Origin of the sequence: Streptococcus sp. 210928-DFI.4.42, assembly GCF_020554365.1 — a bacterium.
GTDB lineage: Bacteria > Bacillota > Bacilli > Lactobacillales > Streptococcaceae > Streptococcus > Streptococcus parasanguinis_S.
In genome coordinates this window covers 1-14,557 of sequence record NZ_JAJCHF010000003.1, presented here as the reverse complement: position 1 = coordinate 14,557, position 14,557 = coordinate 1, and the positions used below count along the sequence as shown (strand labels likewise).

The 14,557-nt window shown below is 38.6% G+C and carries 17 protein-coding genes and 1 pseudogene; 17 read left to right on the top strand and 1 reads right to left on the bottom strand.

Annotation, left to right across the window (positions count from 1 at the left end):
• Positions 1-270 precede the first annotated feature (270 nt).
• The 16 genes from LIZ08_RS01620 (at position 271) to LIZ08_RS01545 (ending at position 13,410) form a co-directional block, all read left to right on the top strand.
• Positions 271-885, top strand: coding sequence for a hypothetical protein (locus tag LIZ08_RS01620; protein WP_227038132.1), 615 nt, complete (start codon positions 271-273; stop codon positions 883-885).
• 356 nt (positions 886-1,241) lie between these two features.
• Positions 1,242-2,456 (top strand): ATP-binding protein, encoded by a 1,215-nt coding sequence (locus LIZ08_RS01615; protein ID WP_227038131.1) that lies wholly within the window; start codon positions 1,242-1,244, stop codon positions 2,454-2,456.
• 81 nt (positions 2,457-2,537) lie between these two features.
• Positions 2,538-2,735, top strand: coding sequence for a hypothetical protein (locus LIZ08_RS01610; RefSeq protein WP_227038130.1), 198 nt, complete (start codon positions 2,538-2,540; stop codon positions 2,733-2,735).
• A gap of 522 nt (positions 2,736-3,257) precedes the next feature.
• Entirely contained in the window at positions 3,258-3,494 is a 237-nt protein-coding gene (locus LIZ08_RS01605) for a DUF2829 domain-containing protein (RefSeq protein ID WP_070589528.1), read from the top strand.
• Entirely contained in the window at positions 3,487-4,185 is a 699-nt protein-coding gene (locus LIZ08_RS01600; RefSeq protein ID WP_070589525.1) for a 3-oxoacyl-ACP reductase, read from the top strand. The genes LIZ08_RS01605 and LIZ08_RS01600 overlap by 8 nt, the downstream gene beginning before the upstream one ends.
• Positions 4,186-4,194: 9 nt before the next feature.
• Entirely contained in the window at positions 4,195-4,674 is a 480-nt protein-coding gene (locus LIZ08_RS01595) for an NUDIX hydrolase (RefSeq protein ID WP_070589523.1), read from the top strand.
• A gap of 7 nt (positions 4,675-4,681) precedes the next feature.
• Entirely contained in the window at positions 4,682-5,410 is a 729-nt protein-coding gene (locus LIZ08_RS01590) for a GNAT family N-acetyltransferase (protein ID WP_070589521.1), read from the top strand.
• A 41-nt stretch (positions 5,411-5,451) separates the two neighbouring features.
• On the top strand, positions 5,452-6,354 hold the full coding sequence (locus tag LIZ08_RS01585) for a putative PEP-binding protein (protein WP_227038129.1): 903 nt from the start codon (positions 5,452-5,454) through the stop codon (positions 6,352-6,354).
• Complete coding sequence (locus LIZ08_RS01580; protein ID WP_227038128.1) at positions 6,296-6,736, top strand: ASCH domain-containing protein; 441 nt, start codon at positions 6,296-6,298, stop codon at positions 6,734-6,736. The genes LIZ08_RS01585 and LIZ08_RS01580 overlap by 59 nt, the downstream gene beginning before the upstream one ends.
• Before the next feature lie 381 nt (positions 6,737-7,117).
• Positions 7,118-8,497 carry a bifunctional UDP-N-acetylglucosamine diphosphorylase/glucosamine-1-phosphate N-acetyltransferase GlmU gene (gene glmU / locus LIZ08_RS01575; protein ID WP_195189679.1) on the top strand — a complete coding sequence of 460 codons (1,380 nt, stop codon included), beginning with the start codon at positions 7,118-7,120 and terminating at the stop codon, positions 8,495-8,497.
• A 9-nt stretch (positions 8,498-8,506) separates the two neighbouring features.
• Positions 8,507-9,052, top strand: a complete 546-nt coding sequence (locus LIZ08_RS01570) for an NUDIX hydrolase (RefSeq protein WP_021152841.1) — start codon at positions 8,507-8,509, stop codon at positions 9,050-9,052.
• Between the two features lie 11 nt (positions 9,053-9,063).
• Positions 9,064-9,399 (top strand): cell wall synthase accessory phosphoprotein MacP, encoded by a 336-nt coding sequence (gene macP / locus LIZ08_RS01565; protein ID WP_021152842.1) that lies wholly within the window; start codon positions 9,064-9,066, stop codon positions 9,397-9,399.
• Between the two features lie 24 nt (positions 9,400-9,423).
• Positions 9,424-10,116 (top strand): 5'-methylthioadenosine/adenosylhomocysteine nucleosidase, encoded by a 693-nt coding sequence (locus LIZ08_RS01560; RefSeq protein ID WP_021152843.1) that lies wholly within the window; start codon positions 9,424-9,426, stop codon positions 10,114-10,116.
• Positions 10,117-10,139: 23 nt separating this feature from the next.
• Positions 10,140-10,448 (top strand): hypothetical protein, encoded by a 309-nt coding sequence (locus tag LIZ08_RS01555; RefSeq protein ID WP_049506624.1) that lies wholly within the window; start codon positions 10,140-10,142, stop codon positions 10,446-10,448.
• Positions 10,449-10,553: 105 nt separating this feature from the next.
• Positions 10,554-11,177: an endonuclease III gene (nth, locus tag LIZ08_RS01550; RefSeq protein WP_227038127.1), complete on the top strand. Its 624-nt coding sequence runs from the start codon at positions 10,554-10,556 to the stop codon at positions 11,175-11,177.
• A gap of 265 nt (positions 11,178-11,442) precedes the next feature.
• On the top strand, positions 11,443-13,410 hold the full coding sequence (locus LIZ08_RS01545) for a peptide ABC transporter substrate-binding protein (RefSeq protein ID WP_227038126.1): 1,968 nt from the start codon (positions 11,443-11,445) through the stop codon (positions 13,408-13,410).
• A gap of 191 nt (positions 13,411-13,601) precedes the next feature.
• On the opposite strand, the pseudogene LIZ08_RS01540 reads toward LIZ08_RS01545, so the two are convergent.
• Positions 13,602-13,694: pseudogene (locus tag LIZ08_RS01540) on the bottom strand (VOC family protein); the annotation flags it as partial.
• A gap of 107 nt (positions 13,695-13,801) precedes the next feature.
• On the opposite strand from LIZ08_RS01540, the gene LIZ08_RS01535 reads away from it, so the two are divergent.
• Positions 13,802-14,440 (top strand): hypothetical protein, encoded by a 639-nt coding sequence (locus tag LIZ08_RS01535; protein ID WP_195422891.1) that lies wholly within the window; start codon positions 13,802-13,804, stop codon positions 14,438-14,440.
• The last annotated feature ends 117 nt before the right edge of the window (positions 14,441-14,557 follow it).

The following is a 14,557-nucleotide window of genomic DNA, read 5'->3' as shown; positions in this document are numbered from 1 at the left end:
GTTAAATAGATAACAAAGGAGAACACCATGACATTTGAAGAGATTTTAAATAATAGTAATCATAAATTTCTTTAATGAATTCCACATAGAGTTCTGGTTTCTTAAAATTATATTTTATAGAGTTCGTCTACATTTCTTATTGTTTCACTCTAGAATAATTGGTAGAGGGTTATAATAGAATTATATTTTCGAAAAGTCGAAGTAGTTATAAATATTTATAAAAGTATAAGAAAGTAAAAGATAAGATTGAAAAATGAATAGGAGGTTATTATGAGATTCATTATTTCTTTTATCACATTTTGTGGTTTAGTTGGTGTTTGGTATTTTATAAAAAAACAACCTAATATAAAATGTCGAAACATTTCGGCTTTGATCTCTTTAATTAGTTTTGTTATATTTGGTTTATTCTTTCGAGAAGATAAATCTCAACAAGGTTCGGTCAGATCTGTTGTTAGTTCGAGCAGTTCGTCTTTGAATTTATCTACAACAACTCAGGCATCTTCCTCGATATTAGAAGTGAGTTCATCAAGCGAATCAGCTTCGATATCAAATCAATTTAATGATGAAGAGTTTCAAAAATATGCTAGTCAATTTCAGAATAAATTGAATGAGTTGGTAAAAGAAACTGGGCAAGTTTATAGTGCTACAGGGAGAGGTCTTATACTATATCTGACTGTTCCACAAGACTTTAAATATAATTCAAAAGATAATATTCAAGAATTTGCTGATAAAGTGTTGCAGGTCAAGAATGAAACTTTTCCTGTTTGGCTTGTTGAAAATGGCTATTCTGCACAAGATGTAAGTATTCGTCTACACATTAAGACAGAAGATGGAACGGTACTCGCAAAAGAAAAGTTATCGGGAATAATGAAAGTTACGAAGTAAAAAATCAAATTAAGCAAACCTACCTCAAAAATGTTGGCTGATCTGTCTATTAAAAATGAAATAAGTCATCTTATTAATTTGCTAAAAAATAAATACATATTTTGGTTCTTCTAGTTTTGATAGAAGAAAAATTAAAATGTTAGTTTTTGTTAGTATGTGTTATTTTTCGAAGAAAACCGAAAATTTTATCTAGGTTTTCACAATATGTGATATAGTTTTTTTGAAACTATTTTTATATAGACTTTGAACTAATTAATTCTTGACATTGGAGTACGTGGAATTTACTTGGAAAATAAAAAAACGCTGATTTTACGACGTTTTTAACCTATTTAGAATTTACTTGGAAAATAAAAATTATGGAAGATAAAGATTTAAAAAAGTTATTAGAATTATTGAATAAAAATGAAGATGAAATTATTGAATACAAAGTTAATAATAAAGATCATGATCGTATAGGCAAATATATATCAGCTTTAGCTAACTCAGCAGCAATGTTAGGTCAGCAATTCTCATACTTAATTTGGGGGGTTAATGATGTTTCAAAAGAAATTATTGGTACAAAATTCTATCCAAAAACTGAAAAACATGCACAGGGTGAGCCGTTTATTACTTGGTTAGAAAGGATGCTTGATCCTCGTATCACAATTCGTTTTGAAGAATATGATATCGAACAAAAACATGTTGTCGTTTTAGTCATCCACATGAATGCTGGTAGACCTGTTGCTTTTAGCGGTAGTCGATACATTAGAAGTGGATCTTCATTAAAAAACTTAAAGGATTATCCTGAAAAGGAAAGAGAACTGTGGAAATCCTTTGAATCGCGATCATTTGAAAGAGAGTATGCAAAAACCGCATGTACATTTGAAGAAATTAAAGAATTGATTGATGTTAATTCCTATTTGAAAATGATGGGATACTTTGAAGATTCAAACGATGAAGAGATAATTTTTCATATGATAGAAGATGGTGTGATAGAATCTTCTGGAAAAACTTTCAATCTAACCAATATGGGAGCATTTACATTCGCAAAAAATCTTAAAAATTTTGAAAATTTATCTGCTCATGCTTTACGAGTAATTAGATATGCCGGTAATAATAAACTAAGTGCAGTAGCTGATAATACAGCTAGTAAAGGAGCTGCCGTTGGTTTTGAAGGTTTACTAAAATTTATCAATGGTCATTTACCTCGTAATCCTGAAACGTTAAAAGATAATGGACAAATCACTTCTGATACAGATTATCCTCCTCTGGTTATACGTGAAATAGTTGCAAACCAAATAGTACATCAGGATTTTTCTGTAAAAGGTAGCTCACCAACAATTGAAATATTTGATAATAGAGTAGTATTCACAAATCCTGGATCTCCTCTTAATCGTCCTGAAAGATTGCTTGATATGCCTCCTTACTCTCGAAATGAAGCTTTAGCTGAACTATTTCGAAAGATGCATTTAGTAGAGTCTCGTGGTAGCGGTATAGATAAGATTATCTTAACGTTGGAATTAAATCACTTACCTGCTCCGGATATAGCTGCTAAGGATAATTATACTGTTGTTACTTTACATCAACGATGAACAATCCAAGAAATGGGGAATAGAGAAAAAATAAATGCTATTTATTATCATTCTGCATTACTCTACATAGAAGATAATTTTATGACAAATAGTACACTAAGAAAAAGATTCGGATTGACAAATAAACAATCATCTATCGCTTCTAAACTCATTGCTCTTGCGTTAGAAAATGACAAAATAAAAATTTATGACGAAAACGCTGGAAAAAAGAATATGCAGTATATTCCATACTGGGGCATTAGTTACAATAATAACTCTACTCCAATTTCCTCAAAATAAACGCTAATAAGGGATTTCACAAGTTCAAACATGATTTGAACCACAATTTAAAACCTTTTTAATAATAGTTTACCTAATGATGTTTTTTGAAAGGAATATAAAAATTTCAGAAGTAAAAAAAGATGGCAGTACAGTATATTGTGCTAGTATGTATTTAGAAATAGATTAGATAACTGGAAAAAGGTGAAAACTAGTATAACTGCCCAAACTAGAAAAGAACAAAATTAAATGATAAAACCTAGCAAAAAAATTTAAATATAAATTCAGTTACATTACTGAGTTAGTGTAGATATAACATTATTAGGAACCAGCTGATTTATGGCTAGATACATTTAAATTAACTGTAAAACCATAGACCTTAAAATATAACGAAATCACAATTGTATAACATTTAGTTCTTATTATAAAAGAGCCATGAATGCTCTTTAGGTTCACAAAAAGGTGAACAAAATACAATGAATATGTTTTACGAGTTCATAAAGTTCATCATATCAATATTAAATTACATCAAAGGAGAACACCATGACATTTGAAGAGATTTTACCAGGATTAAAGGCCAAGAAAAAATATGTACGAACAGGATGGGGTGGAGGAGAAAACTATGTCCAATTGTTTGATACCATCGAGCAAAATGGAGTGGCTCTGGAAGTGACACCTTATTTCCTCATTAACGTGTCTGGTGAAGGCGAAGGCTTTTCCATGTGGAGTCCAACTCCCTGTGATGTTCTAGCGACAGATTGGGTGGAAGTCCATGACTAAACGGGTCTTGATTACAGGCGTGAGCTCCGGGATTGGTCTGGCGCAAGCTCGTTTGTTTTTAGAAAAGGGCTACCAGGTCTATGGGGTGGATCAGGGAGCTGATCCCCAGTTGCCAGGTGAGTTTCACTTCTTACAGCTAGACTTAACCTTGGATTTGACGCCGATTTTTGACTGGTGTCCTGAGGTAGATGTCTTGTGCAATACAGCTGGAGTATTGGACGATTATAAACCGCTTCTGGAGCAAAGCGCTCAGGAGATTCAGGAGATTTTTGAGATTAACTATGTGACTCCGGTGGAGCTGACACGGCATTATCTGACTCAAATGTTGGAGAAGAAGCGAGGTATCATCATCAATATGTGCTCCATTGCATCTATTCTAGCTGGTGGAGGCGGTCACGCTTATACTTCCTCCAAGCATGCTCTAGCGGGCTTTACCAAGCAGTTGGCCCTGGATTATGCAGAATCTGGCATTCAAGTCTTTGGGATCGCTCCAGGTGCTGTCAAGACTGGCATGACTGCTGCGGACTTTGAACCCGGTGGCTTAGCAGACTGGGTAGCCAGTGAAACACCTATCAAACGCTGGATTGAGCCAGAAGAAGTGGCAGAAGTCAGTTTCTTTTTGGCCAGTGGGAAGGTATCTGCCATGCAGGGACAAATCTTGACCATTGATGGTGGTTGGAGTTTGAAGTAGGAGGAATTGATGGAAATCAAAAAACACTTTGGTGTCTACGGCATTTGCTATGAGAATGGGAAACTTCTCTGTATTGAAAAAACAAGAGGCCCCTATCAACATCGTTTTGATCTACCGGGTGGTAGTCAGGAACTCGGTGAGGGGTTGACAGAAACCCTTAAGAGAGAAGTTCTGGAAGAGACGGGTTATACGCTTAGCCGTTACTTAAATCCTAGGATTTATGACGTGCTGGTTCAAGAAGAGGGGCAAGACTTCGCTGTACATCATACCATGGCCTTTTATGATGTAGTGCTCGATTTCGAGAGCTCTCAAAAATCCCTTCCTCATGAAGTTCTTGATGGAAGTAATGATTCAGCAAATGTTATTTGGCTGAATTTGGAAGAAATTACCGAAGAAAATGCCTCGCCTTTAGTATTAAAAGTGAAGGCAGAGTTACGAGGATTTCCAGAATTAGAACGGATAAGTTATAGGAATTGGAAGGTAAAATAGAGGGATAATGGAACTATTTAAAACATGGAAGAAAAATATGGTTCTCTATGGTCTTAAATCTCAAATTGGAACTGTATACCGAAACAGTGATGGGACAACAAGTTTTTATGATATTGGGAATTTTCTATACTTAGCAGGGGAGCTAAATTCTAGATTTTGGGAAGATTTTGTTAGGCAATATGGTTTAGATTATAAGATTATTATTTCAGAAGACACTAAGTGGCAAGATTTTCTGCATCAGAAACTGGAGCTAATTTCTTTTGCTCGCTATTCTTTTAAAGATAAGGCAAATTTTCAAGTTGAATTTCTAAATGATCTAGTTAGTCAGTTAGAGAAAGGTTACAATATTGTACCTATTGATAATCGTATTTATAACTGCCTTTCTGAGGAAGAATGGTCACAAGATTTACAGGGGGATTTTGAGTCCTACCAGGATTTTGCTTTAAAAGGTGGATTTGGCTTTGTGATTCTTAAAAATAATGAAGTGATTGCTGGGATTTCCTCAGGGTTAGTTTACCGTGAAGCAGTTGAAGTGGAAGTTGCAACTAGACCAAACGAACAAGGAAATGGATTTGCCAAAAAGCTTGGTGCTGCAATGATTCTAGAGAGTTTAAATAGAGATATGTTTCCACTTTGGGATGCTCATAACGAGGCTTCCAAAAAAGTAGCAGAATTTTTAGGATATGAGTTAGTTGAACCTTATGAAGCTTTTGAACTAGAGGAAAGTGTCATATAATGATATCTGATATTGTATCTTTTAAGACGAGGTGAATGAACATGCAAAATCAACTGGCTCTTAGTGGCGAAAGAATTGTTGAAAAAATTTACTCACAACTATTTCATCATGTTGGTATGATTCGTGGCGAATATTTGGTGAGGGAGATCAGTCAAAATATACTGCTAAAAAGTTGTCAGCAATTTGTGAAAGATTATCTAGACACTATTTGTCATTTGTACTCAGATGAAGAAGTCTGGTATCGCTTTTCAGAGTTAACAAATGCAGAAGCAAATATTCTAGACGGGACTAAAGAGTATTTTGACGAACGCCACCCCTTATTTGGATATAGAGGGACTAGGCGTTTATTGGCGTGTCCAGATGAATTTCAGGCGGAGACAAATGTTGTTACAGAAGTTTTTCAAACCAAACCCAATCTGTCTGTTATTTTTCCTTTTGTCAATGATGCCGAACAATTAAAACAAGCTATTACAGTATTGCGTCAGTATGGTTTTACCGGGAAAGTCGGCACGATGATTGAATTACCATCAGCTTATTTCGACTTGGACAGGATACTGGAAACTGGTATTTCAAAGATTGTAGTGGGAATGAATGATTTGACTTCTTTTGTTTTTGCGACTGTGAGGAACAGTCAATGGCATGATATGGAAAGTCCCATTATGTTAGAAATGCTGAGACAAATGCAGGATAAAGCAAGGACGAAAAAGATAGATTTCGCCGTAGCAGGATATCTGAATACTTCTTTCATACAAAAAATGAATCAGATGGGTATCGAATGTATTCTCCATTACAGCTCTATTCCAGAAATTTTTGATTTAGAAATTGACCATCCAGACCATCTTAAACATATAAAAGAAGAAAGTAAAAAATTACAAAGGAGAATCCATGACACCGCAAGAAATGTGGAATGCCTACAAGCAAATCAATCCCTCTATTGGAGATGAGATAGATGCCTGGGCCTTTGGAGTGGACCCAGACCTTTTAGCGGAACTGGTCTTTAAAGGCGAAAAAACAGCAACCGCCTCAGCTTATGACCTCTACGCAGTAGAGGACGAACCCCTTCCCCAAGAAGGAACCTTTGATGTTATCTTAGACAGTCAAAACCAAGCTGTCTGCATTGTCGAAATTACAAAGGTTTCCGTTCAGCCTTTCCATCAGGTTTCAGCCGACCATGCCTATAAGGAAGGTGAGGGAGACAAATCTTTAGCCTATTGGCGTCAGGTTCATGAGGAGTTTTTCACGGAGTGTCTGGAGGAAGCAGGTCTGACGTTTACACCTGATAGCAAGGTGGTTTTAGAAGAATTTCGCAAGGTTTACCCATTATAGATACGCTCTCCATTTAGGAGAGTCATATTGAAGACAAAATTAATTTGAAAACTTTCCTTAGGTGAGTACGGACGTCAGCGAACTTCCTCGAAGTTCCATGACTTAGTTTTGAGCCTAAGGTCTCAAAACTCCCGAGTGCTTGAAATGATCGTATTTCAAGCACTTTTCTCACAGCGGAAAGTTTTAGTATATTTTTGATTAATTTTTAAAATTAAAACTATTATTACTTATTTGTTGAGTAACGTTACTTATCTTACTAAAAAATAGTTTGTCTACATTCGAGCTTCCCTTATAGGAGAATTTTTTGATTTGGGTCTTATTTTCCAAAAGGGCTAAAAAATGGTATAATGTAAGCGATATTGTACAGAAAAGAGAAATGTTATGCCAAATTATGCCATTATTTTAGCAGCAGGGAAAGGTACCCGTATGAAGTCAGATTTGCCTAAGGTTCTTCACAAGGTTGCTGGGATCTCTATGTTGGAGCATGTCTTCCGTAGTGTTGGAGCAATCTCACCTGAAAAGACCGTAACGGTTGTGGGGCACAAGGCGGAATTGGTAGAAAAGGTATTAGAAGGTCAAACAGAGTTTGTCAAACAAACCGAGCAATTGGGAACTGGTCATGCGGTCATGATGGCAGAGCCAGTCTTGGAAGGCCTTGAAGGGCACACCCTTGTCATTGCAGGAGATACTCCTTTGATTACGGGTGAAAGCCTCAAACACTTGATCGACTTCCATATCAACCACAAAAATGTGGCAACGATTTTGACAGCCGAAGCAGCTAATCCATTTGGCTATGGCCGGATTGTTCGTAATGACAATGCGGAAGTACTTCGCATTGTCGAGCAAAAAGATGCGACAGATTTTGAAAAACAAATCAAAGAAATCAATACAGGGACTTATGTCTTTGACAATGCTCGCCTATTTGAAGCTTTGAAGAATATCAATACCAACAATGCCCAAGGTGAATACTATATCACAGATGTGATTGGGATCTTCCGAGAAGCAGGAGAGAAAGTTGGAGCCTATACGCTCAAAGATTTTGATGAAAGTCTCGGGGTTAACGACCGCGTGGCCCTTGCGACAGCAGAAGGCATCATGCGTCGTCGGATTAACCAAGCTCACATGGTCAATGGAGTGAGCTTTGTCAATCCGGATGCAGCCTATATCGATATCGATGTTGAGATCGCACAAGAAGTGCAAATCGAAGCCAATGTTACCCTAAAAGGGCACACAAAAATTGGGGCTGAGACCGTCTTAACTAATGGAACCTATATTGTGGACAGTGAAATTGGTGCAGGTGCCGTTATTACTAACTCTATGATTGAAGAGAGTACGGTAGCCGATGGCGTAACGGTAGGACCATATGCTCATATTCGTCCAGGATCTAGCTTGGCAAAAGATGTCCATATTGGAAACTTTGTCGAAGTCAAAGGTTCGTCTATTGGCGAAAATACCAAAGCTGGTCATTTGACTTACATTGGCAACTGCCAAGTTGGCAGCAACGTCAACTTTGGTGCTGGAACTATCACGGTGAATTACGATGGCCAACACAAGTTTAAAACAACAATTGGCAACAATGTCTTTGTTGGTTCAAATTCAACCATCATTGCACCCGTCGAGCTCGGAGATAATTCCCTAGTCGGGGCTGGATCCACCATTACCAAAGATGTGCCAGCAGATGCGATTGCGATCGGTCGTGGCCGTCAAGTGAATAAAGAAGAGTATGCTCTTCGCTTGCCACACCATCCTAAAAATAAATAGGAGAATCTCATGCAATTTGAAGAAAAAACCATTGAGCGCAAGGAAATTTATCAGGGACCGATTTTCCAAGTGGTGACTGATCAAGTAGAACTACCCGCTGGAAAAGGTCAAGCGCAGCGTGATTTAATTTTTCATAATGGAGCAGTAGCGGTTTTACCGATCACAGATGAGGGCAAGACCATTTTGGTCAAGCAGTACCGCAAGGCGATCGAGAGGACTTCAGTAGAGATCCCTGCAGGGAAGTTGGAAAAGGGTGAAAATGCGGATCCTCAAGCGGCTGCTCTACGCGAATTGGAAGAAGAAATTGGCTACACAGCGGATCTAGAGTTATTGTATGATTTTTATTCTGCCATTGGATTTTGCAACGAGCGGATCAAACTCTATCTTGCAACCAACTTGAAAAAGGTGGAAAATCCACGTCCACAAGATGCGGATGAGACCTTAGAGTTATTAGAAGTAACCTTGAAGGAAGCCAAAGATTTGATCCAAGCTGGTGAAATCTGTGATGCCAAGACCATCATGGCGATCCAATACTGGGACTTAATCAATAAATAGAGGAGGATCCGATGGGAAAACCTTTATTAACCGATGAAATGATTGAACGAGCGAGGCGAGGTGAGGACATTTCGAGTCCTAAAATGGTCGATGCTGAAGAGACGAAAATTATTCGGACAGACCACAGGGGATTTGGCTATGAACGTCCTATGAGAGAGAGTCGTATGGAGCGTCCGCAAGAGCGTTATTCTCAGGATACTGTGCAGATCCAAGTGGAGCCCACAGTGACCAAGAGTCGTCGTATTGAAGAGCGCAAACAAAGTGTGGTCCAATCCAAACTCAATAAGATTTTGTTCTGGATCATTGTGCTCCTCATTGCCTTGATCATTGCTATTTGGCGTCTATAAGGTCGTCACAAGGAGAGAAATGACATGAAAATTGGAATTATCGCAGCCATGCCCCAGGAGTTGAAGATCTTGGTTGAAGCCCTTGAAAATGGGGAAAAGCATCTGCGTCTTGGAAAAGTCTACTATACAGGATCGATTGGACGCCATGAGGTCGTTTTGGTTGAAAGTGGCATCGGAAAAGTCATGTCTGCTATGAGTGTAGCAGTCTTGGCCAATGATTTTAAGGTGGAAGCCATTATCAACACGGGTTCTGCAGGTGCCGTTGCCCCAGGGATGGCTGTTGGAGATATCGTTCTTGCCGACAAATTGGCCTATCATGATGTGGATGTAACAGCCTTTGGCTACAAGTACGGTCAAATGGCAGGCCAACCGCTTTACTTTGAATCCAGTCGCTATTTTGTATCAGAAATGAAAAAAGTTCTGGAAGAAGAAGCTGCAACCACGCATGTGGGCTTGATTACAACAGGAGATAGCTTTATCGCGAGTGAAGAAAAAGTCGCAGCAATTCGAGAGCATTTCCCAGAAGTCTTGGCAGTAGAGATGGAAGGGGCAGCTATCGCCCAAGCCGCTCATGCAGCTGGACGTCCTTTCATGGTCATTCGAGCTATGAGTGATACGGCAGATCACGCAGCTAATATCTCTTTTGATGAATTTATCGTAGAGGCTGGCGAACGCTCTGCTCAAACCCTGATTACTTTCTTGAAGAGATTGGTGTAGAAAAAAATATAGGGAAATTGAACATGTATCGTGAATCGTATTTTGATGGAGGCCTATTTTCATATATTGGCCATGTTTTATTAGCAACCTTCATTACAGTATTTACTTTAGGTATTTGTGCTCCTTGGGGCATGTGCATACTGTATAACTGGAAGATCAAGCATACCGTGATTGATGGTCATCGTCAGTACTTTGACGGCACAGCCATGCAATTGTTTGGAAATTGGATTAAGTGGTGGTTCTTTACCATCATTACATTTGGAATCTATGTGTTCTGGTTAAATATCAAGGTTACTCAATGGATTACCAAGCATACCCATTTTATAGACTGATCGAAAAGGGCTTGTCCAAGGACGAGTCCTTTTTGTGAAGCCATTTTTTTAACCTCTATCGTTCCTTCATGCTATAATAGATTTTAGTAATGCAAAGGAGAAGTTATGGTTTTATCAAAGAAACGGGCACGTCATGTGATCGAAGAAATTATCGCCCTTTTTCCAGATGCCAAGCCAAGTCTGGATTTTCGTAATCATTTTGAATTACTAGTGGCAGTTATGCTCTCAGCTCAGACGACAGACGCGGCTGTTAACAAAGCGACACCAGGTTTGTTTGCGGCTTTTCCAACCCCACAAGCCATGGCAGCAGCCAGTGAAGCCGATATCGCCAAGCATATTTCTAAATTAGGTCTCTATCGAAATAAGGCCAAATTTCTCAAAAAATGTGCCCAACAATTGCTAGACAACTTTGATGGGCAAGTGCCTCAGACTCGTGAAGAGTTAGAAAGCCTAGCAGGAGTAGGGCGCAAGACAGCAAATGTTGTCATAAGTGTAGGTTTTGGTATTCCAGCTTTTGCTGTCGATACCCATGTGGAGCGGATCTGTAAGCACCATGATATTGTCAAGAAATCAGCTACGCCATTGGAAGTTGAAAAGCGGGTCATGGATGTTCTGCCAAAGAGCGAATGGCTAGCGGCCCATCAAGCCATGATTTATTTTGGAAGGGCTATCTGCCACCCCAAAAATCCTGAATGCGATCAGTACCCACAACTCTATCATTTTGATTAGGAATCAGTTCCTCTGCTCGAAAGAGCAGAGGTTCTTTTTTAGGCTGAACGTATATTTATTAAAAGGATTGAAAAGTGAACTTTTGCAAAGTTGTGGTACTAGGTGTCTAGACTCGCCTATTCAGCTTCTTTGAGATCGATTTCAAGATGCTTTTTCTTGACATCTTATTATATTCATTCAGAAAAAACGAACTTTTTTAAAATAAATTTGGTTTTTTTTAAGAAATAGTGTATAATGGTAGAAAATCTAACATAAGGAGATAGTGATGAAAGCAAAAAAACTGTTAGCTCTTGCAGGAGTTTCTGTTGCAGGTGCCTTTCTCTTAACAGCATGTGGTGGTAGCAGCAGCAATCAAGCAACCTACTCATTTGTCTATTCAGCAGATCCAAATACCTTGGACTATATTGCTGCAACTCGTACGACTACTTCAGATGTCACAAGTAACCTTGTAGATGGTCTTCTTGAAAACGACCGATACGGAAACTTTGTGCCAAGTCTAGCAGAAGATTGGACTGTCTCTGAAGATGGATTGACCTATACTTACAAACTTCGTAAGGATGCTAAATGGTATACGAGTGAAGGAGAAGAATATGGTGCTGTAACGGCTCAAGACTTTATTACAGGGATCAAACACGCGGTTGAGTCTAAATCAGAAGGTCTCTTCTTGATTCAAAATTCGATCAAAGGTTTGGATGCCTACGTAAAAGGGGAAACCAAAGACTTTAACACAGTTGGAGTCAAAGCCTTAGACGACCACACCATTCAATATACTTTGGTCCGTCCAGAAAGCTTCTGGAACTCAAAAACAACCTCAGGTGTTCTTTTCCCAGTCAATGCGGATTTCTTGAAATCTCAAGGAAAAGATTTTGGTTCGTTGAAACCTAGCAGCATCTTATACAATGGTCCTTATTACTTGAAATCATTGACTTCAAAATCTGAGATTGAATTGGTCAAGAACAAAGACTATTACGATGCGAAAAATGTTCATATCGACAATGTCAAATTAACCTTTAACGATGGATCAAACCCTGATTCTATCATTAAGAACTTTGAAAAAGGTCAATATTCCTTTGCCTCTGTTATGCCAAACAGCTCGACTTACAAGAGTGTCAAGAAAAACTTTGGCGACAACATTGTCTACGGTTTGCAATTGGGAACATCCTACTACCTTGGATTCAACTTGGACCGTCAAAAATATGACCACACAGCCAAAACAACGGATGAACAAAAAGCCTCTACCAAGAAAGCAATCTTGAACAAGGACTTCCGTCAAGCGGTGAACTTTGGTTTTGACCGCAAATCTTATGCGGCACAAGTTTCAGGGGCTGATGCGGCTGAAAATACCCTTCGTAGTACCTTGGTGCCACCAACTTATGTCCAAGTCAATGGAGAAGACTTTGGTAAAGTCGTTGAAAAACAATTGGTTACCTACGGAGACCAATGGAAGGGTGTGAGCCTGGACGATGGTCAAACGAGCCTTTACAGCCCAGAAAAAGCCAAAGCTTCCTTTGCGAAAGCCAAAGCTGAATTGCAAAAACAAGGCGTTCAATTCCCAATTCATTTGGACTACATTGTTAGCCAAGTGGACAACAGCATGGTCCAACAAGCTAGCTCCTTCAAACAATCTGTAGAGTCAGCGCTTGGTGCAGACAATGTCGTTGTGGACCTTCAAAAGGTATCGGATGATGATTTCCAAAATATCACCTACTTCAGCGATACAGCGGCTGCGAGAGATTACGATATCTCAGGCGGTGGTTGGGCTCCTGACTACCAAGACCCATCGACTTATCTTGAAAGTATCAGCCCAGTAAATGGTTCTGTCTTCTACTATCTTGGTATTGATGCAGGTTCAAACAATCCAGCCATTGCAACAGTTGGTTTGGATCAATACGCTAACATGTTGAAAGACGCCGATGCTGAATTGTTGGATCAAGGAAAACGCTATGAAAAATATGCAGCAGCGCAAGCATGGTTGACAGATAGCTCGATTACGCTTCCAACTGTTTCAAATGGTGGTTCTCCAATGCTTCAACGGACCGTACCATACAGCCGTGCTGCTTCATGGGTTGGTACAAAAGGAACAGGAACATTCTACAAATACCTTGAAATGTCGAAAGATGTTGTCACCACAAAAGACTTTAACAAGGCTAAAGAAGAATGGTTGAAGAAAAAAGCAGAATCCAATAAAAAAGCTCAAGAAGATCTCAAAGATCACATTGAGAAGAAAAAATAAAAAAATCAATCATTGGTCTATCAATGAAGATAAAAAAGTCGGAGCCGTCATGTGAAGGCTCCGGTTTTTTTATGTCTCGAAAGTCAGTCTGTCTCATTCTTTAAGATGAAAGATAAATAAATCACCCGCTATTGAACTGTACTCACAAAAATAGATTTTTGGGTATGGCTCATAGACGGGTGATGATCATTCTATTCACTAAATCTTAAAAAATAGCCATCTGGATCTAAAACTGCAAATTCATGAGGATAGATATACTGTTCACCAACACGAAATTTTCTTTTGTTATACCCTATGCTTTTTAGTGAAAGCGTTTCCTGTTTTAATTTAAATAAACTATAAAAAATGATATAATACATGTGAGTCAACCACTTTAAGGAGAACAATCCTGATGAAAAACAAAATAATATTAAGCTCTGTAATGCTTCTATCTGCATTTATACTAGCAGCATGCGGAAACGGAGAGAAGAAAGCAACAGAAACTACGGCTGCATCAACGACAAAAGCTCAAACAACAACTCCTGGGTCTTCTTCTAGGGCAAAAGAAATATCCCTTGCAGATACTCAACGTATCGGAAATGAAAATTTTGGTTATATCAATATCCCTAAAGATTGGGTCGTATATAATTTCAAAGCTCAAAGTAGCAAAACTCAAAGTAGCAAAACGCTCAAATATTCATCACCAGACAAACACAATATGTTGTTAATGGAATCAAACACTAAAGATACTGTTGAACTTGGCCCCAACGAAACCTTTGACGCACAGTTACTTGCGGACCGTTTATATAGCTTCTGGGGAAAAGCCAAAAATCAAACTAGTTTAGAAGGTGTAAAAGCTATTTTTGCCAGTGAGGACGCTTTCTTAATAAAAGTAACATTTAAAAATGGGAACATTTTGTACGAATGGGTATTCCAAAAAGGCGATAAAGTATACAATATCACAATCGTAGGTTCAGAAGATATGATTAAAGCCTTAAGACCTGTTCTCGAGCAATCTTGGGGCTTAGATCCAAATATTCCTGGGAAATAATCCCCAAAAGACTAAAAGAGAGTGGGACAGAAATTGGTAATTCGTTAGAATTCGATTTCGTTGTCCCACCTCCGCACAGTTGAGTAGGGCTGTAAAAGCTGATGAAATCAGCGTAGT